Origin of the sequence: Maledivibacter halophilus (assembly GCF_900167445.1) — a bacterium.
Classification (GTDB): domain Bacteria; phylum Bacillota; class Clostridia; order Peptostreptococcales; family Caminicellaceae; genus Maledivibacter; species Maledivibacter halophilus.
This window is the reverse complement of the sequence record NZ_FUZT01000006.1, coordinates 184,034-208,880: the sequence shown is the minus strand read 5'-3', so window position 1 is coordinate 208,880 and position 24,847 is coordinate 184,034. Positions and strand designations below refer to the sequence as shown.

The 24,847-nt window shown below is 30.7% G+C and carries 24 protein-coding genes; 1 reads left to right on the top strand and 23 read right to left on the bottom strand.

All coding sequences use genetic code 11. The features are described 5' to 3' along the window. Positions 1–210 precede the first annotated feature (210 nt). The 17 genes from B5X81_RS13110 to B5X81_RS13035 form a co-directional block, all read right to left on the bottom strand. Positions 211–1,062 (bottom strand): hypothetical protein, encoded by an 852-nt coding sequence (locus B5X81_RS13110; RefSeq protein ID WP_079492281.1) that lies wholly within the window; start codon positions 1,060–1,062, stop codon positions 211–213. Positions 1,063–1,213: 151 nt separating this feature from the next. Then, positions 1,214–1,444 (bottom strand): hypothetical protein, encoded by a 231-nt coding sequence (locus B5X81_RS27850; protein ID WP_079492280.1) that lies wholly within the window; start codon positions 1,442–1,444, stop codon positions 1,214–1,216. 241 nt (positions 1,445–1,685) lie between these two features. Then, entirely contained in the window at positions 1,686–2,951 is a 1,266-nt protein-coding gene (gene ltrA / locus B5X81_RS13100) for a group II intron reverse transcriptase/maturase (RefSeq protein ID WP_079492278.1), read from the bottom strand. Between the two features lie 853 nt (positions 2,952–3,804). Further along, on the bottom strand, positions 3,805–4,848 hold the full coding sequence (locus B5X81_RS13095; RefSeq protein WP_244282093.1) for a BtrH N-terminal domain-containing protein: 1,044 nt from the start codon (positions 4,846–4,848) through the stop codon (positions 3,805–3,807). 157 nt (positions 4,849–5,005) lie between these two features. Beyond that, the gene (locus tag B5X81_RS13090) at positions 5,006–5,485 is read right to left on the bottom strand and encodes a relaxase/mobilization nuclease domain-containing protein (RefSeq protein WP_079492277.1); all 480 of its coding nucleotides are present in this window, start codon (positions 5,483–5,485) and stop codon (positions 5,006–5,008) included. Continuing rightward, on the bottom strand, positions 5,472–5,795 hold the full coding sequence (locus B5X81_RS13085; RefSeq protein ID WP_139380329.1) for a plasmid mobilization protein: 324 nt from the start codon (positions 5,793–5,795) through the stop codon (positions 5,472–5,474). Before B5X81_RS13085 ends, B5X81_RS13090 begins: the two co-directional genes overlap by 14 nt. 17 nt (positions 5,796–5,812) lie before the next feature. Then, entirely contained in the window at positions 5,813–6,118 is a 306-nt protein-coding gene (locus tag B5X81_RS13080) for a DUF6809 family protein (RefSeq protein ID WP_079492273.1), read from the bottom strand. A gap of 220 nt (positions 6,119–6,338) precedes the next feature. After that, positions 6,339–7,172, bottom strand: coding sequence for a dihydrofolate reductase family protein (locus B5X81_RS13075; RefSeq protein WP_079492272.1), 834 nt, complete (start codon positions 7,170–7,172; stop codon positions 6,339–6,341). Positions 7,173–7,378: 206 nt separating this feature from the next. Further along, a complete protein-coding gene (locus B5X81_RS13070; protein WP_079492270.1) occupies positions 7,379–7,576 on the bottom strand; it encodes a hypothetical protein in 198 nt (65 codons plus the stop codon). A 117-nt stretch (positions 7,577–7,693) separates the two neighbouring features. Next, a complete protein-coding gene (locus B5X81_RS13065) occupies positions 7,694–8,029 on the bottom strand; it encodes a helix-turn-helix domain-containing protein (RefSeq protein ID WP_170917411.1) in 336 nt (111 codons plus the stop codon). Between the two features lie 321 nt (positions 8,030–8,350). Continuing rightward, positions 8,351–8,491 (bottom strand): hypothetical protein, encoded by a 141-nt coding sequence (locus B5X81_RS27490; protein WP_170917410.1) that lies wholly within the window; start codon positions 8,489–8,491, stop codon positions 8,351–8,353. A 226-nt stretch (positions 8,492–8,717) separates the two neighbouring features. Further along, on the bottom strand, positions 8,718–8,894 hold the full coding sequence (locus B5X81_RS27070) for a hypothetical protein (RefSeq protein ID WP_139380328.1): 177 nt from the start codon (positions 8,892–8,894) through the stop codon (positions 8,718–8,720). Between the two features lie 197 nt (positions 8,895–9,091). After that, positions 9,092–9,745: a DUF3991 and TOPRIM domain-containing protein gene (locus B5X81_RS13060; protein ID WP_079492267.1), complete on the bottom strand. Its 654-nt coding sequence runs from the start codon at positions 9,743–9,745 to the stop codon at positions 9,092–9,094. A gap of 278 nt (positions 9,746–10,023) precedes the next feature. Next, on the bottom strand, positions 10,024–11,148 hold the full coding sequence (locus B5X81_RS13055; RefSeq protein ID WP_079492266.1) for an aminotransferase: 1,125 nt from the start codon (positions 11,146–11,148) through the stop codon (positions 10,024–10,026). 114 nt (positions 11,149–11,262) lie between these two features. Further along, complete coding sequence (locus tag B5X81_RS13050; RefSeq protein ID WP_079492264.1) at positions 11,263–11,550, bottom strand: PucR family transcriptional regulator ligand-binding domain-containing protein; 288 nt, start codon at positions 11,548–11,550, stop codon at positions 11,263–11,265. A 918-nt stretch (positions 11,551–12,468) separates the two neighbouring features. Beyond that, the gene (locus tag B5X81_RS13045) at positions 12,469–13,305 is read right to left on the bottom strand and encodes a class I SAM-dependent methyltransferase (protein WP_079492263.1); all 837 of its coding nucleotides are present in this window, start codon (positions 13,303–13,305) and stop codon (positions 12,469–12,471) included. A 1,609-nt stretch (positions 13,306–14,914) separates the two neighbouring features. Further along, entirely contained in the window at positions 14,915–15,214 is a 300-nt protein-coding gene (locus B5X81_RS13035; RefSeq protein WP_079492260.1) for a LysM peptidoglycan-binding domain-containing protein, read from the bottom strand. A 151-nt stretch (positions 15,215–15,365) separates the two neighbouring features. On the opposite strand from B5X81_RS13035, the gene lexA reads away from it, so the two are divergent. Continuing rightward, positions 15,366–15,986, top strand: coding sequence for a transcriptional repressor LexA (lexA, locus tag B5X81_RS13030; RefSeq protein ID WP_079492258.1), 621 nt, complete (start codon positions 15,366–15,368; stop codon positions 15,984–15,986). A 203-nt stretch (positions 15,987–16,189) separates the two neighbouring features. On the opposite strand, the gene B5X81_RS13025 is transcribed toward lexA, so the two are convergent. The 6 genes from B5X81_RS13025 to mutS form a co-directional block, all read right to left on the bottom strand. Then, a complete protein-coding gene (locus B5X81_RS13025; protein WP_244282092.1) occupies positions 16,190–17,488 on the bottom strand; it encodes an acetamidase/formamidase family protein in 1,299 nt (432 codons plus the stop codon). Positions 17,489–17,558: 70 nt separating this feature from the next. Next, a complete protein-coding gene (locus B5X81_RS13020) occupies positions 17,559–18,842 on the bottom strand; it encodes a methionine gamma-lyase family protein (protein WP_079492255.1) in 1,284 nt (427 codons plus the stop codon). Between the two features lie 101 nt (positions 18,843–18,943). Further along, on the bottom strand, positions 18,944–19,186 hold the full coding sequence (hfq, locus tag B5X81_RS13015) for an RNA chaperone Hfq (RefSeq protein WP_079492254.1): 243 nt from the start codon (positions 19,184–19,186) through the stop codon (positions 18,944–18,946). A 41-nt stretch (positions 19,187–19,227) separates the two neighbouring features. Then, positions 19,228–20,169, bottom strand: coding sequence for a tRNA (adenosine(37)-N6)-dimethylallyltransferase MiaA (gene miaA / locus B5X81_RS13010; protein ID WP_079492252.1), 942 nt, complete (start codon positions 20,167–20,169; stop codon positions 19,228–19,230). Between the two features lie 13 nt (positions 20,170–20,182). Then, complete coding sequence (gene mutL / locus B5X81_RS13005) at positions 20,183–22,087, bottom strand: DNA mismatch repair endonuclease MutL (RefSeq protein WP_079492251.1); 1,905 nt, start codon at positions 22,085–22,087, stop codon at positions 20,183–20,185. A gap of 10 nt (positions 22,088–22,097) precedes the next feature. Further along, on the bottom strand, positions 22,098–24,740 hold the full coding sequence (gene mutS / locus B5X81_RS13000; protein ID WP_079492249.1) for a DNA mismatch repair protein MutS: 2,643 nt from the start codon (positions 24,738–24,740) through the stop codon (positions 22,098–22,100). Between the last annotated feature and the right edge of the window lie 107 nt (positions 24,741–24,847).

The following is a 24,847-nucleotide window of genomic DNA, read 5'->3' as shown; positions in this document are numbered from 1 at the left end:
TTTACACCTACAATATAAAATTTGATTATATTAAGAATCTCTTTACATTTGAAATAATTTATTTTTATAGCTTATTTAAAAAATATCATGAAATCTATTTTTATTATTTAGATATCTAAAAGCCAAAATTTTTTTGTAATAAAATCTAATCACTCAAAATAAATAACTTAACAATTAATCTTTCTATTTGTATATTATCTTTTTTTGTATCTACAAGTATTTATTCAATATTTCTTTTTTAATATACTTTTCCTCTATTGAATTACCAAATATTTTAGGTATCATATCATAGTTTTCTTCAAAAATAATTTTTAGAATCTCAAGATAATCTTTATCTTCTGGAAAAATAAGCATAGTTTTATTCTTTGAATACTTATAGTCATGTGGTAATATTTTTTCTCCGCCTAGTACAGCAGTAATTAAAATACTCTGCCTATACATATCAAATTCAAAATATATATATGGAAAATTAAAATCATTAGATGTTCTATCTACATTACTTTTATTTCCTATAATAAAAGAATAAAAAGCTAGTTGAAATTTTCTGTTAGTTGCATTAATAAATAAATCAGCTATTTCAATAGCTTTATTAACTTCATCAATTTTAGGGATAATGTATTCATGTTCAACTTTATTCCTTAAATGTCTTGTTTCAGAAATTAATAAAGTAGGAGCAAGTCCAAGGATATTAAGTAGTTTTATTTTTTCTGTAATCCCATCATTATTCTTTTTTTTATAAAATTTTTTAATAAAATCCTTTATATTTGGATAGTTATCAAATTTTTTATAATCAAATCCTAATGCACAAATTAGTAAATCCACTTGTGCATCTATTGATCGTTTTGCATTTGTTAATGAATTAATTAATGATTCATTTGAAGATTTTTTTATACCATTTTTTGCAAACTGCAAATACTCTATTGGCTCGACTTGAAATGGTATGGTAGGATCACCAAGAGTATCATATAAATACACATAAAAATTGGTCCAATCAATCTTAACACTTTTGTATATATCTTGTATGTTCGTATATTGCTTCTTTCTCTCAAAATTTTCTTTCATTTACTCACCTTCTCATAACAAACCTAATCCCTTGACATTACACATTCTTAAAATATCAACATATAACTTCATACATCACATTTTTATCTTTAATACCAATTATAAATGGACTCTCTCTTTCTTCTATAATACAATAATAACACCAACCTAGCTACACACACAATACCACAACCCAATACCCACCCCCCAAATAAGGAACTAAAGGAAACTTTCCAATATCATCCAAACCTTTATAACTAAAGTATAACACATTTACAAGTATTGTAAAAACTAGTCCTAGACTACTTCCTAATAGTCCTCCAGAAATCCCTAAATAAAAGGAACAAGCTCCAACTAACTTGATATCTCCCCCGCCTAATGTACCATTTTTTATTAATGCCACTACTAAAAATGGTAGTGGACTAACAGCAATTCAAGTATAGATGACACTATATTAACTTGAATTAATCCTAATAAAATAATCATAACATCTACCCTATCAAAAATAATTCTTCTATTAAGTATTGACATTAATTCAAAGTAAATCGAGTAGCTAGAGAACAGGATAATTAATCCTGTTTTCTTTGCTCTCACAGAACCGGACTTACGTTTGCCGTATCCGGCTCCTGAAATTTCTCACCGAATTAATAATAATTCGACAACAGACCAACTTCGTATTTGTGTATATCAATGAGTCCTAGGTCTTCAAAATATTTATTGGGAAGTATTTGGTGCATAATGTGTGCATTTGAATTCTTCCACTTTGTTACAGCCATTTTCAACCCATTTCCTTTAATTCCCAAACTTCTCATTTCTTTATGCATTGCCTTGTAGGTCTTCCATTGTTTCATTTTAACCATTCTAAGTCTCCTGCGTAGCCATTTCATAAAATCTCTTGTGAAACCTTTAATATTCGCTACGCGATAGTAGTTCATCCATCCTCGCAGAACTGGATTTAGTTCTTTAATGATATTTTCAAACTTTCTTCCTGAATTTCTTCTTGTAATTCTTCTCACTTTATCTTTGAAACGTTTTATCCTTTTAGGGTCAACTCCAAGAGTTTTAGCACGAATTACAAAGCCTAGAAATCCAACTCCTTCATACACACTTGTAAGCTTAGTTTTGTTTTCATTAACTTTCAGCTTCAGTTCTTCTTCTAAGACTTTTGTTGCATAGGACCTGTAGTTACCTGCTGTATTCTTATCTTTTGCAAAGATAAGAATATCATCAGCATAACGTACTATCCTTATGCCTTTACTCATCATCTTTTGGTCGAACTGATTAAGATAAATATTACTAAGTAGTGGTGAGATGACACCGCCCTGCGGGCTACCAACTTCTGTGGCATTGAAGCTCTCATCTAGCATTACACCTGATTTTAGGAATCTCCTAATGAGCTCTAATACTTTCCCATCACTTATTCTTTCTGATACTGCTTTCATCATAATTTCATGGTCTAACGTATCAAAACATTTACTTAAGTCCATATCTACCACATGCTTTAAGTTATACCTGTTCATAAAGCGTTCTGCTTTCGCAACAGCCTGTTGCTGTGAATGATTGGGCCTGTATCCATAGCTTGATGGATGAAATGTCCTATCAAAGATTGGTTCTATAATATTAACAATAGCTTGCTGTACTACTCTGTCCTTTACTGTAGGAATTCCCAGTAATCTTATGCCACCTTCAGGCTTTTCAATTTCTGTTCTTCTTACAGGACTAGGCTCATACGTGTTAGTTTTCAGTCTGTCATGAAGAAACTCAATATTTAATTCTAGCTTTTCTGCAAAGTCAGAAACAGTTTCTCCATCTATTCCAGGAGCTCCATTGTTTCTCTTTACACACTTAAAGGCTAACTTTAAATTTTCTTTTCGATATATTTTATCGATAAGGCTGTACCATTTCCTCATGCTTTTCCTCCTCTGTTGCTGTATCTTTCAGTATTCTTTACTCAGGCTATATGTTCTTCACTAGGGTTACTCGACGTCTCTAGCTCTATGGCAATCTTATCTTCGCTTCCCTACTTACTTCATATCTGTGTCGTCGAGATAGTCCGCAAATTCTTTTATGCCAACTATTCGTACCTTCTGGCATTACAGCCTTCTTTTAACACCTTCACCCTTATTCAAAATTCTTTCCCATACACTTTGAAATCTCTTCCGCCCTTCGCATCTACCATAGGCTTTTGACCTAGGGTAGCCACATCAACTAGGTGGTATGTCACCTATATTTTATCCTCCAGTCTATTACTAGCTTTCATTGGTATAGGTTTACTCACTACTACGGCTTCATCTGTATACTGCACTCTCATCTCACCTCTTGCTTTCACTTGTAGGTGAAATCTACAGCTTCGAATACAGCACTTCCTAGGTTAAGTCACTCCGCCTGTTATTAAAACGACCATCATAACACATGCAGCTAAGCTAATTTTAGGACATTCCCACTTTATGGAGGGTTATCCACCACATATGCCAACATTGCTTCACTTACGTTCCGTTCCAATAACCGCCATCAGCTTCCTTCAGACCCTTTCGTCGCCGAAAACGCCCTTACTTACAGCTTGTCTTCCCATTAGCTAGGTGACAGGTTTTCTTTCAAACCATCGGCTCGGCAACATGCCTCGCAAACATAAAAAGAGATAGCACAATATAAGCTATCTCTAAAATAGTTTTTTATTAGTTTCATGATTTTCTTCCTTTAGTGTTAAATATGTAATCTCTTAATGGTTAATTATTTATATCTTCATACTGATTATTAGAAAATTTATAACAAAAGATTAAATGCTTTAACTTCATAATTTTGTATTGCATAAAATAGTTCTATGTATTTGCTCATATTACTAAAATCATCATTAAGAACATCTTTTATCATGTAATTACTTACCTGTTCTATAATATTACCACTTCTTTCAAACAGTATTGAAGCTTTTTCCCAATTTTCATTTCCATATTGACTACTATATGTTATCAGTGCTTTTGACATTAAATCCCGTGTACCTCTATGTGGATTATTTATGCCAGAATTCATTTTATTAAGCTGTTTTGGTAATTCTGGAAGAACACTACCTGTAAATTTTATAAAGTGCATATATATATCTTTTAATATATCTTTATTATACATATTTCTCCATAAAGAAAACTCTTTTATTAATTTTGTTAGTCCTTTTGTTCCCATAAAACCTAATTTTGGCTTTAAAAATCGCTTTGCCATACCTTTTAAACCAGCTTGAATCACCTTTTTATCACTCATTACAATGTCACTAAACTCAATACCAAAATAAGAATTCTTTCTGCTAAATCCTGCATACCCATCTTCCCAAGCTAGTCTTAAATCATTATTTGGAATGATTTGAATGCCTATTTTTGAATTATCGTAAATATAAACCTCATTATCATCATATCCTACCATTAATACAATATGTCCAGGAATATGTATCTTTTGATAAAATTTTTCTTGATAAGGAAGATGATACATATCTAGACCAAATAAAATGACAGGTATATTATTATTAATTAGTTCTTTAATATCTTCCACAGTTGAGGAAAATATTTCTCCTTCTGAATGATAAATTTTATAGCCCATAATATCTTGCCAAAACTCATATTGCCTCTTACCTATTCCAGAGCCTAAAAATATCATTTTAGGTGGCATTAAGTTTTCATTTGTTATTATTTGAAAACCTAACTGACAATAAAAAACAAGCTCGTCTGGTATACGGCTTTGTGTTTTCCATTCATATATATCACAAAGTCCGTTTACTGGGCATAAATAATCTGCCAATCTGTGTGGTAATTCTAAAATTTTCATAGCAATTCCTCCTGTTACTGTATTTATATAATTAATTATATAGTTTCCCCTAACAGGAAGGTCAAGCATTTTGTTGAAATTATATCCTTACTACTGGTATTTAAATTTCAGTAATCCATTCTTCCTTATACAATGAATCAAATGGGCCTTTAATATATCATTCTCTTGGACTATCTATTATAAAGTAGTTATTTTTATCTATCCAATTCATAATATGTCCATATGCTTTGGGAAGTTTATGATAAGAACCTTTATGATAAATACAAGCCAATAGAGTAGAATCATATGTTTTCAAATTTTCCATTTTATTATCATACATAGTAGACACCTTTACTGCTTGTCCATATTCTATTTTTATATCACTTAAAAGTAATTCATCTGCAATAGTCTTAACGGTTTCTGCTGATATATTTTCACGGTTTGAAAAATACTGAATAAAGTGTATATATTGTCGTCCAGTCTCTTTATAGTAATTTCTCTTGGTCATAATAAAATCGTTGTAAGCATTATCGGCATCACAATTAAAACCACTGTATAAGCCAAGTTGAGTTTTATCTTCACGATGAATATAGTCAATTACTCTCCTTAGCCCTGTATACGTCTTGTTTCTTCCGTTAATTTGTTCAACAATAGCCATATGGCATGTATCTCCTTTTAATAGGCATAATATCTATGGTATTGAGCTTTCCTTGATGTACTAATATTAAGGCTTGATTGAAATTTCCTCCTAGTCTTGATAATTGACGGGTATGTTCCTTTAATCCATCATAAATCCTTATATCTCTTTCTAATGCCTGTAAACATACGTATTGGCTGATATTCATTTTTGCTCTTTTAGCTTTTCTTTCTATTTGGCTATATTCTGTTTCTTTTACCCTAAATCCAATAAATCTTTCTTTTTTTATGGTGATCGTCTCCTTTTTTCCATATAAAAAAGCTAGTAACATTAAAGCTACTAGCCCCTCTATATACAACTTAATTTTTTTATAATCCTCATACCATCAATCTGACCTTGTAAATATATTTGACTACTTTCTATGGTAATAATTTTAAAATACACATCAATAAATTTATCTATTAAGTTTCCATCTTCTTCATTAAGTATTTCTGATAAATATTCAGTTCTATCTAAGATTTTACCAAGTTCCTTACGAAGAATTTTATATTCTTCATTGTTCTGTTTTAGTCTTTTTAGAATTTCTTCTCTATATTCTGTAGTAAATTGTTCTAGGCTTTCATAAAATATTTTTTCATCTACAATAGTATCCATTCCTTACCCCTCCCCAAAGTTATTAAAGGTATTGTAATATTATTAGGAAGTAAAGTCTAGTTTTGGATGAATTTATTTTTTGGGGTTTGGGCATAGCCCAATATTAAGGGGTTGGGGATATCCCCAGAAAGCTGCTTTGTTTAACAAAGTGGAAGCTTGCCCGCAGGAAGGCAAAGCCTTCTGAGGACTGCGGTTTTATTAGGATATTGAAAATAAATATCTACTTCTTTTTATAAGTAAGGGTCACTACATCCTTTACATTTTTCTTAGAAAGTAGTTCTAACCCTACTCTATCAACACCACTTTTAAATAACGGAATTCCCTCTCCTAAAATAACAGGCAATATAGTTATCTGATATTCATCTATTAAATTATCCTCTATAAAGTCATGTATTAAGTCTGCTCCACCTATTAACCATACATGTTTACCTGGTTTTTGTTTCAATGATTTTACTAAATCCACAGGTGGTGTATGGATAAATTCAGCATTTTCATCTTTTCCTGTTCTTGTTTTGCTATAGACATAACTCTTCACATTTTGGTAGGGGTATTCTCCAAAGCCAAGAACTTGGTCGTATGTTTTTCTACCCATTATGACCGTATCAATAGTTTTATAGAACTCATCATAATCTGTATCTTCTATGTTAGCATATTCCTCTAGCCAATCTATTCCTCCATCTTTATCAGCAATATATCCATCCAAACTCATGGCTATATATAATATGATTTTTTTATTAAATACAAACTTACCATTATCCTCAATTAGTAATCCCTCTTTAACCATTTTAGCTCTGTATTTTTCCTTTTTGCTTATGAAATGCTTGTATACTTCATCCTTTGGAATCCATATTTGTCTTTCTTCTATTTTTTCCATGACTGCATCTATAATATCATAGTTTTGTTTATTGTTAGGAAATACTCCTTTTGTCATGACGTATGCCTTACACTGAGCATATAGTTCATGGGCAATAAACTCTCTTTGACTATGTTTTAGTTGAGAGTACTTCTTATTTATTTGCAAAAGCCTTCCATCTACTTTTTTATGATTTTTCATTAAATCCTCCTATCCATTCAATACGATATATTGTAATTCCACCTAATACAATATTCGCCATACATCCTATCAATCCTTTGTTATTGGCTATACCTATTTAATAAAAACACCCCCATTCTATCCATACAATAAAATGAGGGTGTAAAAATGCCTTGAATAGCATTTGAATATAAGATTATTTACTTTACACTACACTTACAAACTAATCAATAGGTATTAGGCTGATATTCCACATACCTCTTTTCGGCTTTCCCCACAAGCCTGATTAAATCTTCATGTATCTTCTGCAACAGATACCCCTCTTCGTTAAAACGTTCCTCACTACCTTTAGAAACAATTTTAGATTCTGCTTCATCTATGATGTCAAATACCTTCCCTATAATCTCTACATAATCATTCTCCACAGTTTTTTCCTCCTTCATGTGATTAGAGTTTCTTAAAGAAACTTTTGTTACCTTAAGTATGCACCACTTAAAGTGCAGATTATATCAAACTGTGTAATAATTATAAATTATTTGTATTTATAGATCTCGATGTCGATGTTTTAAAATGTCCTCTATTATATCTTTAGCTAATTCTATTTCATTTGGGGATAAATTTTTTAGCTTATTATATAGACTCTTTAAGTTATCTGGTTCATCAATTTCTTTTAGACTATCTTTTAATAAGTATTCAGGGGAAACACCTAGTGCATTACATAGCTTTACAAATACTGGGATGCTCGGATATTTGGCAGCACTTTCAATTTGTCTTACAAATGATGGCTCTATTTCGCATAACTCTGCTAGTTTATTAGACGTTATATTTCTTAACTTTCTAGTCTCCTTTAATCTTTTTCCAAACATGACCTTATTCATTTCCATAACACTCACCCGTTTCTTATAGTTTCATTAGTTACTATAAGATTACACGATTGTTTTTTGATTAGATAGCATCTTTCAGAAACATAAGTTACTATTAGTATCTTATGTCTAATTCTATTATTTATTCATACTACATTTCTAATTCCCCATTGTCTTCTTGAACATGGGACACATTAGGGTAAGCATTCATCATTTTTTCATAATGCTCCTTATATATTTCTGCATTCCCTATTTCTAAGGTTGGTGACTCTACTTTATTACTGACTTTATTATCTTGTTTTTCAGTGGCTTTATCAGGTATTTTCTTTTCTACTTCTATCTTTTTAAACAGGTTAGTCTTAAGTGACTCAATATTTCTCCTTGAAATTTCAATTTTTCCTGCTTCGTAAACCTTTCTAACTCCTTTAAACTATGGCGATATTTAATTTTCTCAAAAAAATTTTTGATAACACCCATTTTCTCCCCTCCTACATGACTAGCTCCCTATCATCATCTTAAATATTATCTTTTTTGGATATATAACTTTAAGCGTGGAATATATTTTTAGTATGAACTTCTTAATATGTCTTCCGTCATAATAATCTTGTAATACGACATAAAAAATACCGCAAATTCATTTCTGAATAATACGGTATTTAAATAAAATGTTTAGTTTTAACAAGCACGGCGTTTAATAAGAATATTACGACTTTTTATTTTTCTTCTGTGATTGTATTATAAAATAAATTATTAATAAAATAACGATAATAGTACTTTTAACAAGTATAGAATCTAATTCAAAAAAATCAAGAATAAATGATAATACAAAATAAGCTATAAAACCACCCATAAAACCCTTGATTGTATCTTTCTCAAACATAAAATTCACCCTCCTATATACAAATTCAATTCCATTAAATATACACTTTCTAAAATCATCCAATTTAAGTCATGATATTCTACTGTTACGAATTAATTGTAACATATTTTTTAATACTGTATTATTCAGTTATTAAAGATCAATTTTATATTTCTAATTAGTTCGTATTTTTTTCAAATTGTGCAACTTAACCATAGCTAAAGTTGCATACCCTCAGTTTTCTCATAATCATTTAATCTATTGTGTATAACAATTAAATCTTCGTTAAAATCCTTGGCAGTTGGCAAATGCTTTAATATCTGAAATCTCTCTCCAAACCTTTCTTGAATTTGTTGCGAAAAAAAATGACCCTCTTGGTCATTATCAAGACAAAGGATCATTTTCTTTATGACTGGATGTTGGCTAATATAGTATTCAATAGGTAAATAGGAAGTTCCACCCATTGAAATCATATGATGATTCAAATCTTTTATTTTATATATCTTGGCTAATGTCATATAGCTCATTAAGTCAATAGGACTTTCAAAGATTAATAAAGTATCATTTGTTCCTTCTCTATGGAAGGGGTAAGTCTTGTCGGAACCCCATAGGTCTTTCCTAAACTGTTTCCTACCAGTACCCCTTAGATTGGCAAATTTAGGTTCATTTTCATTATTGTAGCCAACAAATACACAATTTCTTTTCTCATCTTCATAAAGTTGTTTATTTTTTACAAATTCTTGCACTACATCCCCATCAATTTTTCTAGTATGAATAAGATAAGCAAAAATATGCTTGTAGGTGCTGTTTCTTCTTGGTAATACTAACTCTCTTTTTTCATCAATATCCTTGAGTGGGCTTATGGTCCCCAAGGGGTTTAAGTCATATTCTTAATTTAGAAATACACCCTAAACCCTGATTTCACCACTACTTTATAAGTTCAGCACAATTGTATATGATTTTAATCTCTTGTTTTTCACCTAAACTAGTTTCATTTATATAATGTTCAAATATATATTCGACTAAAGTCTAGAGCTTTCAATCATATTTAGTAATCCCATTAATATATTCTACAAAATAGATAATATAACGGTAAAGCCTTATCGATTTTTTTGTCGATGCATGAAATCGATGTACGGACCTGTTTTAACTATTCAAGTGTTTTTAGAAATTCAGCTAATTTTTCAAGTCCTTCTTCTAATTCTTTTATTTCACAAGCATAACCTATTCTTACACATTTCTCTAATTCAAAGCATGATCCCGGCGTTAATATAACACCCTTCTCTTTCATTAAAGAAACACATAAATCTCTTGAAGGTATATCGAAGTCATAATATAAAAGCGCCGTTGTACCTGCCTTTGGTTTTATATATGAAATATACGGCTGTTCTGATATCCATTTATCAAGTATAGCCAAATTTTTTCTTATTATTGTCTGATTTCTTTCCAGTATTTTATCCGCATTTTTCAATGCAAGAGCTGAAAAAATTTCATCCAATATTCCACAGCTTATCATGTTATAATCCCTATGTTCGAAGCATTTCTGCATGACTTCTTTTGACGGTGAGGCAATCCAGCCCATTCTAAGTCCAGCAAGGGAGAATACTTTTGACATGCTGCTTACGCTAATTCCTTTTTCATATAGGTCAGCAATAGATTTTGTGTAATGTTCCTCTTGGTTAAGTCCTCGATATACTTCATCGCATAATATATATGCATCCACACCTCTTGCAATCTCTACGATTTCTCTTAACATTTCTTCTGGCATTAGTGAACCTGAAGGATTATTGGGATTATTGATATTTATTATTTTTGTATTGCTATTTACAAGGGCCCTTAGCTCATTTAAGTCAGGTAAAAAATTATTTTCTGATCTCAATCTCAATATCTGCACATCTGCTCCAAAGGATTCAGGTATTGAGTAATGCTGCTGGTAAGTTGGCAACACCGATACAACTCTATCTGTGCTTTCAACAAGAGAATATAAAACCAAATGATTAGCCCCTATTGCACCGTGAGTTGAAAGAATGTTTTCTTCTTTCATGTTTTTATATAGCTTACATACGCCTTTTTTAAACTCTGGAGATCCCTCTATGTGACCATAGGTTAGCCTTATATCACTTATCTTTTGCCAATATTCTTCGGGATTTTCTCCGGACATCTCCATTAACTCATTCAGTGTAATTGAATGAACACATGTTTCTGCAATATTATATATTGCATCATTCTCAAATTCGTTCATCCATTGCTCAACTTTAAAGGGTTTGATTTTCATTTTTTCTCCTCCTTGTGATTCATAATTAATTTTTATATAAAACCATATTTTATAGGTCTACTTCTAATCCAAATCCTTTCTCCTTAGCTAAATCTAAAGCCAGCTTTGAAGTCATTAGAATCTGTTGACTTTGAAAGATAGACCTTTAACTTTATCATTAAGTAAGCACTTAACTGCGTCAAATATTAAACTGGCATCATCCTTTGCAAACAATAGACTAGATATAACAAACTGGGCTTTTTCGAACTGTCCTTTATAAAGCTGTCCTTCTATTCTTTTATCGTACTCATAATCTAGTATTCCAACTCTCTCAATCTTGTTTTCAAACCCACGATGTCCAGCTATTAATCTAAAGTTTTTAAAAGTATCAAGTTTCATCGCTTCTAATACTGTAATAGACATCTCAAATCTCCTTAATGTTTTCACAAAAATTAAATATATAGAACGCACTTATAAATTTACATTTTGATTTTTTGAATAGCCAATGTTTTAAGGATATTCAAAAAATCAAAATGCAAAAAATTTATTGCGATTTCTATATTAGAATAAATCTCTCCATTTTAAATTATTTCCATTTTTCAAAATGCTTAGCAAGCTTTACTATTTATTATATATTAGTATATTACTAAAACAAAGAATACACAACAAACCATAATCATTAAGTTTAAGAAAAAAATTGATGTTCCATTAGCTAAAATATAGTTATTGAATTCTAGCAGCTTTTTATATCCCTTTGGTAATTCTTTAGAAGCTAACTCATCAGTATTACAATAGGCTTAAAGAAGCTTTTATACTGGCGATATAGATTAATGACACCATCTTCATAGGCTGCTCCTATTTCTTTATTTGAAGCTTAAATACTTATATATACATTACCATACTTAGGTTTTACTCTCTCGGTTTTAACTCCTTTTATTTTATATAATAGAAAAAGTACCGAAACCTTGAAAAAAGTTTCGATACTTCATATGCTAATGTAAATGTCTACTATATACTTTATTGGTTTTATGCGATTCTTCCACACAAATTCTTTTTCTCTGTGTGTCCAATATTGTCTAGTAGCGGACATGATGTTTAGTTAAAAGTTTAATTGATATCCCTGTGATACCAAAAGAAACAATGTTATTATCTTATATACATCAAACTAATTTCTAGATGCTACTGATTTTTTATCTAATTCTAATATAATTTTTCCCATTTTCTTATCTTATTTAAATTCATCTTTAGTTTAATAATAATTATTGTCTATTATTTGTTTTAATAAATATTTATTTTCATGCAATTAACCTACACATCTATCTATTTATATTTACGTATATTTTATTTTATAACTTTATAAAAAGTAACACCTTTATCATTATATAATCCATTATTCTCTAATATATTTTCATAATTTTTAACTTTTTTAAAACCTAGTTTTTTAAAAATATTCTTAATATCATCTTCATTAAAATAGTGATTCCAAAAACGATATATTTTGTAATTATTTTCTTCATCAATAATTATATTTTCATCTAATATTGCTTTCTTTTCTGGAAAATGACTTGATTGTGACAAACATAAATATGGTTTATTCTGCCAAAATCCGCCTTTAGAAAATTCCCAATTTCTCTCAAACGTTAAATTATCAATGGTATATTTATTCAGAGCATCAAAGATAAAAATTCCACCTGGCTTTAATGCCTCGTAAACATTTTCTAACAACATTTCTCGCTCTTCTATAGATAACACTCCAAAATCACAATAGATCATAATGATTAGATCAAATTTTTCTTTAAACTCTAATTTTAAATAATTTTCACAAATATAATTCACATCCAAATTATTTTGTATTGCACTATTTTTTGCATATTCTATTGAGTTTTGAGAGAAATCTACACCTGTAACCTTATATCCTTTTTTTGCAAGTTTCTCTGTATATAGACCAGGACCACACCCCAAATCTAAAATATAACCATCATTTTTATATAATTGTTCTAATATCCAGTTTATTATTTTATCAATGCTTTCTTCTTTTCTACTTGCTGTATTAATATCTGGGTTTATATGCACTTTAAGCAATTGTTTTGAAATATATTCATCTGTCCACATATTTGCCGTACCTTTTTCATAAGGCTTCACATCATTTACTAAACTCATCATTTTTTTTATATTCATCTTTTTCTACTCCTCTATACCTTTCTTTCTAATGAACAAAGGTAAATATTATTATTTATTTTGATTAAATTCCTATTTTCTTACATCTTATCAACCGCAGTTAAGAAAATTTATAGATTTTCTCTTATATAATCACCTAGAGGATACATATTCAAATATATTAACTTTATATCCCTTGCTTTCTAGTAATAATGTTCTCATAGAGTCTGCTATCATATCAACTAATCTTTCCTTATATACTCCATGTTTTGTAATGGAGGTTAATGGATGTTTTTTTATCTGATTTCGAACAGTATGTTGACAACAGGATACCGTCATTATTTATTTGACATACTCATCGTAATCAATACAAACAAACTTAATTTTCCTCCTAGTAATCTTGGTAAAATAGTAATTAGCAATAACAATAACTTCGAAAAAATACACCGTAGAGTAACCAAGACTCTACGGCTAAAATAGAAAAGTAGCCCTAGAGAATATACAAAACCACAAACTGATAAATTAGGAACAACCAATAGACTGTTTGTTTAAAACAGCCCTTCCTAATTATTCAGTTAACGAGTTTGTATTATTTCTCCAAGCTACTTATGTTATTTGAAACAATATAACACTAAGTGGTCGGATGTCATTCCACCTTTTCTTACAAATTTAGTTATTGTTATTGCTTTTAATACTATCATATTAATAATAACATTTTTAAAATGCAAAATCAATCACTAGTTTAGCTATAAAATCAACTTATCCAATACTATTTTCTCTGCCACATCACTTGCCTAATGTCCTAATGCTACAACCCTATATAAAATTTCCATCAGCAGACAATGAACGCTCTCTTAACCCTGTATTTCCAAGGTCTAAACCTACAACTATCACACCTACTATTCCTTCCTAATCAGTAGCGAGCAACACTCCACATGAATCTTCTGAAGAAACATACTATAACTTCATTCTTTCTATTTTCGTTGTCCATGTATACGGTTCACCATATCCTATTCTAAATTTACTTAATCCATTCTATAATTAATACCCTACACAAAACTTCCCATTATAGACATAATAAGTATCTACAACATTCAAGAAAGGTACTCTGTTACCCTTATCCCAATTCAATCTATCGCCAACTATACATTTTACACAACAAATTCAATCTCTTTATCTACGCCTACTCTTTTTCAACATCAAATATACTTTTCGGTTTACGGTAATTAATATATGATTTTAGCATGGAATAGGTTTTTAGATATCTCTTTCGCTTATCAGTCTATAAACCTCTGGGAACTCTGTAACTAACATATTAGATTCCTCATAACAGCTTTATATTTATTGTAAACAAAATCATTTTATATTGGACTTTTGAAATAGAATATTTGATAATATTAATAGATTAAAAGATGAACTTTATTATTTGATTTTCAAAACTCAAAACAAAAATAAAGTCCACATGCTCAGAAATGAACTTTATCAAAAATATTTAGTATTTATCAGTATAAAGCCTATATTGTATTAAAAGTTAAAAAACAACTTCAATAAATAATTAATTTTTTTACTCTAAAGAATGGCCTTAATCTTAGAACTGCGACTTAGAACAGAGTAAGGCACTGTTAGGCCCTTACTCTTTGGGTACCTTAATAACTTGTCCTGGAAAAATATCATATGAACTCAAATTGTTAATTACACCAATTTCATATATTGACTCCCTTATATCTTTATCTTTAGATGCATATTCTCTTACTAAACTCCATATTGTATCACCACTTTGAACAACTATTTCTATGTACTGAGGTTCTTCATATCCTTCTACTCTATTTGTTAATGCTCCTATGTTTAATATTATAAAAAACAATATAACCATTAAAACAATAGTACTTAACATAATTTTTTTCTTGTCACCTATAACTAATTTTATCATTTGAAACCCGCCCTCCAAACGTTTGTTCGATTTATGATTCTATTATACTCGAACAGATGTTCTTTGTAAAGGGTTTTTATCGAACTTATGTTTGAATACTCATGCTTTATATGTTATAATATAGCAAATAGCAATATTGTGAGGTGCTAACATGAGTTCAGATCTAACTAAGAAACAAAGTCGCATATTAGAGTTTATTAGAAGTGAGGTTAATTCTAAGGGCTATCCACCTTCAGTTAGAGAAATATGTCAGGCTGTTGGATTAAAATCAACCTCTACTGTTCATGGACATTTAGGAAGACTTGAAAAAAAAGGTTATATAAGGCGTGATCCAACAAAACCAAGAGCCATCGAAGTTTTGGATTCATCAAGCGAAATAATTCCAGATAAAAAAGAAATTGCTCATATTCCGGTAATAGGTAAGGTTACTGCTGGAGAACCAATTCTAGCAGTTGAAAATATTGAGGAAACTTTTCCTGTTTCAGTTGATTTCATTGAATCCGGTACATACTTTATGTTAAAGATTGAAGGAGAGAGTATGATCGAGGCCGGTATTTTAGATCAGGATTTTGTCCTTGTCAAACAACATCCTATTGCCGAAAATGGTGAAATTGTAGTGGCATTATTAGATGATTCTGCAACTGTTAAAAGATTTTTTAGAGAAAAAAAACATATAAGACTTCAACCTGAAAACAAATTTATGAACCCGATAATAGTAGATGATGTGAAAATATTAGGAATTGTTAAGGGTGTTTTTAGGAAAATACAGTAAAAAAGCGTCATTATAACGCTTTTTTACTTTAGACAAACCACCTCAAAAGTTGAAATAGTTATTAGCAGGCTAAAACTCTACTGAGAACAGTAGAGTTTTTAATTTTCAAAAAGGACTTTGTTAGGTATAATAAAATGGTCTAAATATATTTTAATAGATAATTGTGTAGAAAATATGAATAAAATATGAACAATTTAAAAAATTTAATAGATTTTATACTGCTCTTTAATAATGTCAAAAATATTAGCTTTTTTTAACGCATTAACAGGGGCTAAAAAAGTTACTGTTACGGTACCAGGAGCTCTACCTATTTCTATTGAACCATTTATAGTACATCTATTTTTAATTTCAGGAACACTCAATCTTAGAAGGTTAGAAGCCCTTGAAAGGCCATTGTCTATTGCCATATTTAAATTTTCTCCTGTACCGATAAAGCTTATTGGAGCTGTGGATTCTATATCTATAAAGTCCCATTTTTCTCCCAATGCTTTACCTTTTTCAAACTCTTTTTCGGTTATAGGTTTAGCTAAATATGGTAAATCTTCTTCGATAGGTAATAATATGGGACCATCTATATTCATATCTTTTATGACCTTTACTTTCAATGTAACAACAGCGGATACATCACAGGTGTGACCTGCTATTTCTCCGTTTCCCTGCATTGCATGAACATCGCCAACATATACTCCCCCTCCATCTACCTTTACAGGACATATAAGTATAGCTCCTTCTCTAACTTTGTTTATATCCATATGTCCATCTGTTTTATGTTTTTCCAACTCATCTTTAGTAAAAGCATACTCATGGGGTGCATCGATTAATGCAGCTCCAAAGTCTCCAGCATTATGTGAGTCTGGAGTAGGCTTAGATGGAGTGGTTCCTAATTGACCTATAAAAGGTCTTAGTCTTGATATAGTTCCAGTTATATTATGGGGAGCAAAATTAACTATTGGATTTTGTATAGAACCATCAGGTATTGACATATAATCTCTTGCTTTTTTTGCTGCTTTATAGGCACCATCTTTATTCAATGTAATTCCAATACTTTTGTCTTCATCAAAGGCCATTGTATATCCATTGGTAAATTGAAATGGAGAAATTTCTTCACCGCATTGAGCACATTTTACTGAATCAGGTCCTATACCTTCTAATTTAGTTTTAGGGTATAAGATTCCACAATTCGGACATTGACCTGCAATAAAGGGATCACCTAAGAAATTTTCATCAACTGTTCTTTCATTCCCCGATGAAGTAACTGTAGATGTGACATTAACTGATTTTATGTAAATAGCTATTGCATCACCTACTTTTGCGTTTTCAACAAATACAGGTTTAGTTACTTCATGACCTCCTTTTATAGCTGGAGTTATCATAGGACCCCAACAACCAGGAGCAGTATTAGCAACTATAGTACCACCATCTTTAACAGGACCTAACATTTTTTCCTCTGGATTAAGGATACCATCAGTAAGTTCATTAACAAAAACCGTTTCCTTTGACATAATATATTCCTCCTAATATATTTGTCAATATATATACCCTATAGACATATACTTAAACTTATTGTTAAAACTATAGCAGTCCTTTCTCCTCCATGCTCTGTAATCCTTTTAAAACACCAAATTTAGCATGTTCATAGGTAAGTCCTCCTTGAAAATAAGCTATATAGGGTTCTTTTATAGGAGCGTCTGCACTTAATTCAATTGAAGAGCCCTGAACAAATGCTCCTGCTGCCATAATCACTGGGCTATCATATCCCGGCATATCCCAGGGTATTGGTGTTACGAAGGAATCTACTGGAGCAGCTGCCTGTATTCCTTCACAAAATGCAATAACTTTTTCCGGTGAACCCAGTTTAATGGCTTGTATTATATCACTTCTTTTATCATTAAATTTGGGGCATATTTCATATCCTAATTTTTCAAATACTCTTGCACAAAGAAGAGCACCCTTTAACGCCTCTGTTACTACCTGTGGCGCTATAAACAGTCCTTGAAACATACTTCTAGTTAATCCGAATGTAAGACCACATTCTTTTCCAATTCCCGGTGAAGTCATTCTATAGGATATTAAATCAATTAATTTACTCTTGCCAACAATATATCCACCTGTAAGAGCAAGTCCTCCTCCTGGATTCTTGATAAGTGAACCTGCCATTATATCCACACCCACATCTGTAGGCTCTTCTGCCTCTAAAAACTCACCGTAGCAATTATCAACCATTATAATTATATTTTTATTAATTTCCTTTACCCTATCTACAATTTCTTTTATTCCATCTATGGTAAGGGCCTTTCTCCATCCATAGCCTGTTGAACGCTGAATATATACCATTTTGGTTTTATCTGTTATATTACTTATTAAGCTTTTTATATCAACTAACCCAGAAGGTAAGAACTCTATCTGCTTATACTGGACCCCAAACTCCTTTAAGGATGACTTGTTTTCATTTTTTATTCCTATTACCTCTTCCAGAGTATCATATGGCTTACCAGTGGCAGATATCATTTCATCACCAGGTCTTAGTATACCTGTAAGACAAAGGGTCAAAGCGTGGGTCCCATTGACAATAATCGGGCGAACGATTGCATCTTCAGTATTAAATACTTTACTATATACTTTCTCTAAAGTTTCCCTACCGGAATCATTGTAACCATATCCAGTATTCCAATTAAAATGAGTATCACTGAGTCTACAATCCTGCATGGCTTTTAAGACCTTAAACTGATTATATGATTTGACTTCATTCAATTTTCTGAACTCCTGTATTATTTCATCTTCTGCATTTTCTACTAGTTCAGTAATTTTTTCATTTAAGTTAAATGTATTTAATAATAAACTTTTAGTTATTTCCATACATACATCACCTTTCTTACTTAATCAAAATGAAATCTAGTTTATACACATAAAAATACGGCTAAAAAGCCGTATTTTTATAGATTACTAGCCATTTGCTTCTATTTTTCATTATTATTATTACTTGATAAGAAATTCACTGGTTTTGAAGGTAGTATAGTTGAAATAGCATGCTTATATATCATTTGCTGTTTCCCATCACTTTCAATTACTATTATGTAACTATCAAAACCCTTTACTACTCCTTTGATTTGAAAACCATTAACAAGGAATATAGTAATTGGTACACGTTCTTTTCTTACTTGATTTAAAAAAATATCCTGTAGGTTTAATGAAGATTTCATATTTTATTTTACCCTCCTATTTAATTTCTTACTAATGTATTCTATAAAAACTTTATATTCCCTTCAACAAAGTGGATAATATTATTAATTATTTTTTCTTTATTCATATTTTCCTCTAATTTAAACCATTTAATCTTTTTATATCTTTTAAACCATGTCAATTGTCTTTTGGCATACCTTCTTGTATTTCTCTTGACAAGTTCAATAGCTTTATTAAGATCATATTCACCACTGAGATAATCTATCACTTCTTTATATCCTATACCCTTCATGGAAATATCATCAGAGGTCAATCCCATTTCCATAAGTCCTTTCACTTCATCTAATAGGTCACTGTCAAACATAATATCAACCCGTTTGTTAATTCTGTCATATAATTCTCTTCTATCTCTATTAAGGCCTATAAGAACAACATCATAATCTTTGTTTTCAGTTAAATCTTTACTAAAATCCTTAATTTTCTCACCGGTTGTGTGGAAAATTTCCAATGCTCTAATAACTCTTTTTACATTATTTTGATGTATCCTTTCAGCCCCCTCTGCATCTACCTCCTTTAATTTATTATGTAAATACTCTGCACCATATTTTTCATATTCTTCAGTTAATTTCTCTCTAAAAGCTTTATCAGATATAGTTTCGGAAAAATCCATATCATAAATCAAAGAATTCACATATAGTCCTGTTCCTCCTGCAATAATAGGAAGCTTGTTCTTTGAAATAATTTTATCAATATACTTTTTAGCTAAATCTCTATACTGTGCAACAGAAAAATCTTCCCTTGGATCTATTTCATCAATTAAATAATGCTTAATATCTTCCATTTCTTCATCGGTAGGTTTAGCACTACCAATATTTAAATACTTATATATTTGCATGGAGTCTGCCGAAACAATTTCACCATTTAGCCCTTTGGCAACTTCTATAGATATCTCTGTTTTACCTACTGCTGTAGGTCCTGCAATTATTACTAAAGGTTTTTCCATACTATACACCTACTTAAGTTCTTAAAAATTTTCTTTCAATTTCCGATTTTGATATTGAAATTATAATTGGTCTTCCATGGGGGCAAGTGAATGAATTCTCTGTTTTTTTAAGATCAGCTATAAGCTTTTCTATTTCAATATTTTTAAGTTTATCAGCTGCCTTTATAGCTTTCTTACATGACATTTGAATCAATCTATGTATTTTAAATTCATAGCTATTTTTTGAAGTATTATTTAAATTCTCAGCAACCTCAAGAAAAAATTTTTTTGCTATGGGAGCTCCAAAGAGAATCGGAACTTCCCTTAATATAATTGTATTATAACCAAATTCTTCTATTTTGTACCCTAATTTAGAAAAAATATTCTTATTTTCCATAATGAGATCTTTATCAATATAATTAAGTTCAATTACTATTGGTTCCAATAATATTTGAGATAATATCTCACTATTTAAATAATCATTCATGAATTTTTCATAGAGTATTCTTTCATGGGCAGCATGTTGATCAATAAGAAGCATTTCCTCTCCTTTTTCACAAATTATATATGTGGAAAACAACTGACCTATAATTCTTATCTCATCTAATGGATGCTGTTTATCATCTACAGTTTTTTCCTTTTTGGGATATTTGATTGTTTTCGACTCGCTAGTAAAAACCTCATCAAAAATTTCCTCTATTTTTTCTTCCCTTGCCTGTTGATTGATATTATCTTTATTATACTCAATATTATCTTCTATACAAGTATCATGATTTTTTATTTGAGGATATTCTTTTTTTTCTACAGGTTGAATTTTCCTATATTTATCCTCATCAGTAAAAGTATTTCTATTTTCTTTAATACCAATGCTTAATTGCTCTGATATATCATCAATTTTTTCTTCTTTTACCCTAGAGCTATTACTTATATTTATATCGGGTATTAAATCAGATTTCAAAAGTTTTTCCTTTATTGAAGCTGTTAAAAAGTCCATTACTCTTCTTTCATCACGGAATCTTATCTGGAGTTTAGCAGGATGTATATTCACATCAACTTTATTTGATGGAGTTTCTAAATACAAAAAACATATTGAAAATCTATTTTGTGGTAAAAGAGTTTTATAACCTGTATCTATTGCCTTTGAAATCACTTTACTCTTTACATATCTTCCATTGACAAAGGATATCTGCAAGCTTCTATTTCCTCTTGTATAGCTTGTATTTGTTATATACCCCTTTAGTTTCATATCTCCATCTTCATTATTGACTTCAATTAAATTCTTTGCCACCTCTCTGCCATATATAGTATATATTGTGCTGTATAAGTCACCCTTCCCTTGAGTTGTAAAAATATTCCTATTATCTATAATATATCTAAAGGAAATATAGGGGTGGGATAAAGCAATATTATTGACAATAGTGCTAATATAATTTGTTTCAGCAGAGTTGGATTTCAGAAATTTATGTCTTGCAGGAGTGTTATAAAAAAGATCCTTTACAACTATTGTAGTTCCATTTGGACAACCAATTGAACTATTTCTTATAATATCTCCATTCATAAGCTCAGCCTTGGTTCCAAATTCATCTTCAGAAGTTCTTGTTATAATCTCAATATTTGATACAGATGCTATACTTGCCAAAGCTTCACCTCTAAAACCTAAGCTCTTAATATCATATATTTCTTCATCGCTATAAATCTTACTTGTCGCATGTCTTTCAAAGGCCAGGTTCAGATCTTCTCTTTTTATTCCCACACCATCATCTGAAATTCGTATATATGATTTTCCAGCTTCTTTTATTTCAATGACTATTGAGGAAGAATTTGCATCTATTGAGTTCTCCAAAAGCTCTTTAACTACAGAAGCCGGCCTTTCTACAACCTCTCCTGCAGCAATTCTATTTGATACTGATTTATGAAGCTTTTTTATTCTATTAACCATATTTACCACCTTATATCTTCCTAACCTTTTCAACTAAATTATACAACTTATTCATGGCATCTATTGGGGTCATATTAATAATATTGACTTTCTTTAATTCCTCAATTATCTCATTTGAATTTAAGTTAAAAAAATTAATTTGCTCTCCTGAGGTGTCCTTTGATGTTTCTTCAACTGTCATGGATATTTCCTTTAAAATATCTTCATTTTCCTGGGCTATATCACTTTTTTCTAACTTATCTAATATTATCCTTGCCCTGTCAATAACTTCATTGGGAAGACCTGCTAGTTTAGCCACTTGTATCCCATAGCTTTGATCTGCACCACCGCGGATTATTTTTCTTAAAAAAACAATGTCATCCCCTACTTCCTTCACTGAAATACAATAGTTTTTTACCCCCTTGAGCTTTCCCTCAAGTTCAGTCAATTCATGATAATGGGTGGCAAACAATGTTTTTGCTCCCAGAATATCAGAATTACTTATATATTCAACTACCGCCCAGGCTATACTTAATCCATCATAGGTACTGGTTCCCCTACCTATTTCATCTAATATAATTAGACTGTTCTGAGTGGCATTGTTTAATATATTTGAAAGCTCACTCATTTCCACCATAAATGTACTTTGACCCTGAAATAGGTCATCGGAAGCTCCCACTCTGGTAAAAATTCTATCCACTACTCCTATTACAGCTTCATCAGCAGGAACAAAGCAGCCAATTTGAGCCAATAGCACATTAAGGGCAACTTGTCTTAAATAAGTTGACTTACCTGCCATATTAGGTCCCGTTATAATATAAAATCTATTTTCATTATCATCCAGTAAAGTGTCATTAGGTACAAACATTTCATCACCTGCAACTCTCTCTACTACTGGATGTCTAGCATTTTTAAGTTCAATTTTTTTAGAATCGTTAATACCTGGCTTATTAAATCTATATATAAAGCTCACCTCTGCAAATCCCAGCAAAACATCAAGTCTCGCTATGGCTTTAGCAGTAGTTATTATACGATTTATTTCTCCCAAAACCTTATTCCTTACTTCATTGAATAGATTATACTCCAATTTAACAATTTTTTCTTCAGCACCAAGTATTTTATCTTCAATTTCCTTAAGCTCAGGCATTATATACCTTTCAGAATTGGCTAAGGTCTGTTTTCTAATATATGTATCGGGTACATTTTTAATATTGGATTTAGTAACTTCTATATAATATCCAAAAATCTTATTAAAACCTACCTTCAATGTTTTTATTCCTGTGCTTTTTCTTTCTCTGCTCTCTATGTCCATAAGCCATTTCTTACCATCGGTTATTGCACTTCTAAGTTCACTTAATTCTTGGTTAAATTTACTCTTTATAATACCTCCTTCCTTAAGGGCAAGAGGAGGATCTTCTTCAATTGCTTCATCAATTAATGCAAAGACATCCCTTAGTTCATCTATTTCTTCAAATATATTTATTAGTTCACCCTTAACCTTTCCCTTGAGCTTGTCTTTTATAACTGGAACAACCTTGATTGAATTTTTAAGGGCAATCATATCTCTGGCATTAACAGTACCGTATACAATTTTCGATGACAGCCTTTCTAAATCATACATATTCTTTAATAATTCCCTTAATTCATCTCTAAGCAGTATATCCTCATAGAGGAGCTCAACAGAATCTAATCTAGCATTAATACCCTTTATATTGACTAGAGGTTCTTCAATCCACTGCTTTAATGTCCTTGCACCCATTGAAGTACAAGTTTTGTCAACAACCCAGAGAAGGGAACCCTTCTTTTCCTTCCCCCTTAAGGTTTCAGTCAATTCAAGGTTTCTTCTGGTAAACTTATCTAAAATCATGAAATTATTATGATTATATATATCTATTTTGTCTATATGCTTTAAAGGAACTTTTTGAGTATCATATATATAATCTAATATGGCTCCAGCCACTATTATACTGTATTTCTTATCTTGAAGACCAAAACTGTCTACAGAAAAAATATTAAAATGCTTTTTTATAATATCTTCTGCATTTTTATATTTAAAGGCTCTACTGTAATGGGGTGTAAAAACAAGATTGCATATATTTTGAAGCTTTTCTATTTCATTATCCTGATATTTAAAATTTTCGTTAATAACTATTTCCCTAGGATTTATCTTCATTATCTCATCTAAAGCTTGATTTTTTCTGTTTTTACCTTTAAATTCAGTAGTTTTCAGCTCCCCGGTTGTTATATCGGCATATGCTATTCCAATTCCATCTTCATCTTCAAAATAAGTCATTATATAGTTATTTGAATTTTCATTTAGCATCGTTGGATCGATTATAGTCCCAGGTGTGATTATTCTTACTACTTCCCTTTTTACGATTCCCTTAGCCTGGGAAGGATCTTCCACTTGCTCACAAATAGCCACTTTATACCCCTTGTCTACAAGCCTTCCTATATATGAATCAGCTGAATGAAAGGGCACTCCACACATAGGAGCCCTTTCACCCAGACCGCAATCACGTCCCGTAAGGGCAATTTCAAGTTCTCTAGATGCAAGCTTTGCATCGGAAAAAAACATCTCATAAAAATCCCCAAGTCTAAAAAAAAGTATATATTCCTTATATTGTTCTTTTATATCCATATATTGTTTCATCATTGGAGTCAATTTGCCCATATAGTATCCTCCTATTATCCAAGTGTTTATGTAATTTTAACAATTATTATTTTATTCAAGTAAATTGCATAATTACCTTCTTAAAATCATTTTCTATATAGTTTTAA

Excerpts from the sequence above, each read along its gene's own strand:
- B5X81_RS13090 (WP_079492277.1), bottom strand. The coding sequence starts at position 5,485 with ATGGCTATTGTTGAACAAATTAACGGAAGAAACAAGACGTATACAGGG.
- B5X81_RS13080 (WP_079492273.1), bottom strand. The coding sequence starts at position 6,118 with ATGGATACTATTGTAGATGAAAAAATATTTTATGAAAGCCTAGAACAA.
- lexA (WP_079492258.1), top strand. The coding sequence starts at position 15,366 with ATGAGTTCAGATCTAACTAAGAAACAAAGTCGCATATTAGAGTTTATT.
- B5X81_RS13035 (WP_079492260.1), bottom strand. The coding sequence starts at position 15,214 with ATGATAAAATTAGTTATAGGTGACAAGAAAAAAATTATGTTAAGTACT.
- B5X81_RS13020 (WP_079492255.1), bottom strand. The coding sequence starts at position 18,842 with ATGGAAATAACTAAAAGTTTATTATTAAATACATTTAACTTAAATGAA.
- B5X81_RS13045 (WP_079492263.1), bottom strand. The coding sequence starts at position 13,305 with ATGAATATAAAAAAAATGATGAGTTTAGTAAATGATGTGAAGCCTTAT.
- B5X81_RS13095 (WP_244282093.1), bottom strand. The coding sequence starts at position 4,848 with ATGAAAATTTTAGAATTACCACACAGATTGGCAGATTATTTATGCCCA.
- hfq (WP_079492254.1), bottom strand. The coding sequence starts at position 19,186 with ATGAAATCTTCATTAAACCTACAGGATATTTTTTTAAATCAAGTAAGA.
- B5X81_RS13075 (WP_079492272.1), bottom strand. The coding sequence starts at position 7,172 with ATGAAAAATCATAAAAAAGTAGATGGAAGGCTTTTGCAAATAAATAAG.
- B5X81_RS13065 (WP_170917411.1), bottom strand. The coding sequence starts at position 8,029 with ATGAATAAGGTCATGTTTGGAAAAAGATTAAAGGAGACTAGAAAGTTA.
- B5X81_RS27070 (WP_139380328.1), bottom strand. The coding sequence starts at position 8,894 with ATGTTTGAGAAAGATACAATCAAGGGTTTTATGGGTGGTTTTATAGCT.
- ltrA (WP_079492278.1), bottom strand. The coding sequence starts at position 2,951 with ATGAGGAAATGGTACAGCCTTATCGATAAAATATATCGAAAAGAAAAT.
- B5X81_RS13025 (WP_244282092.1), bottom strand. The coding sequence starts at position 17,488 with ATGTCAAAGGAAACGGTTTTTGTTAATGAACTTACTGATGGTATCCTT.
- B5X81_RS13110 (WP_079492281.1), bottom strand. The coding sequence starts at position 1,062 with ATGAAAGAAAATTTTGAGAGAAAGAAGCAATATACGAACATACAAGAT.
- B5X81_RS13085 (WP_139380329.1), bottom strand. The coding sequence starts at position 5,795 with ATGTTACTAGCTTTTTTATATGGAAAAAAGGAGACGATCACCATAAAA.
- B5X81_RS13050 (WP_079492264.1), bottom strand. The coding sequence starts at position 11,550 with ATGTCTATTACAGTATTAGAAGCGATGAAACTTGATACTTTTAAAAAC.
- miaA (WP_079492252.1), bottom strand. The coding sequence starts at position 20,169 with ATGGAAAAACCTTTAGTAATAATTGCAGGACCTACAGCAGTAGGTAAA.
- B5X81_RS27490 (WP_170917410.1), bottom strand. The coding sequence starts at position 8,491 with ATGGGTGTTATCAAAAATTTTTTTGAGAAAATTAAATATCGCCATAGT.
- B5X81_RS13055 (WP_079492266.1), bottom strand. The coding sequence starts at position 11,148 with ATGAAAATCAAACCCTTTAAAGTTGAGCAATGGATGAACGAATTTGAG.
- mutL (WP_079492251.1), bottom strand. The coding sequence starts at position 22,087 with ATGGTTAATAGAATAAAAAAGCTTCATAAATCAGTATCAAATAGAATT.
- mutS (WP_079492249.1), bottom strand. The coding sequence starts at position 24,740 with ATGGGCAAATTGACTCCAATGATGAAACAATATATGGATATAAAAGAA.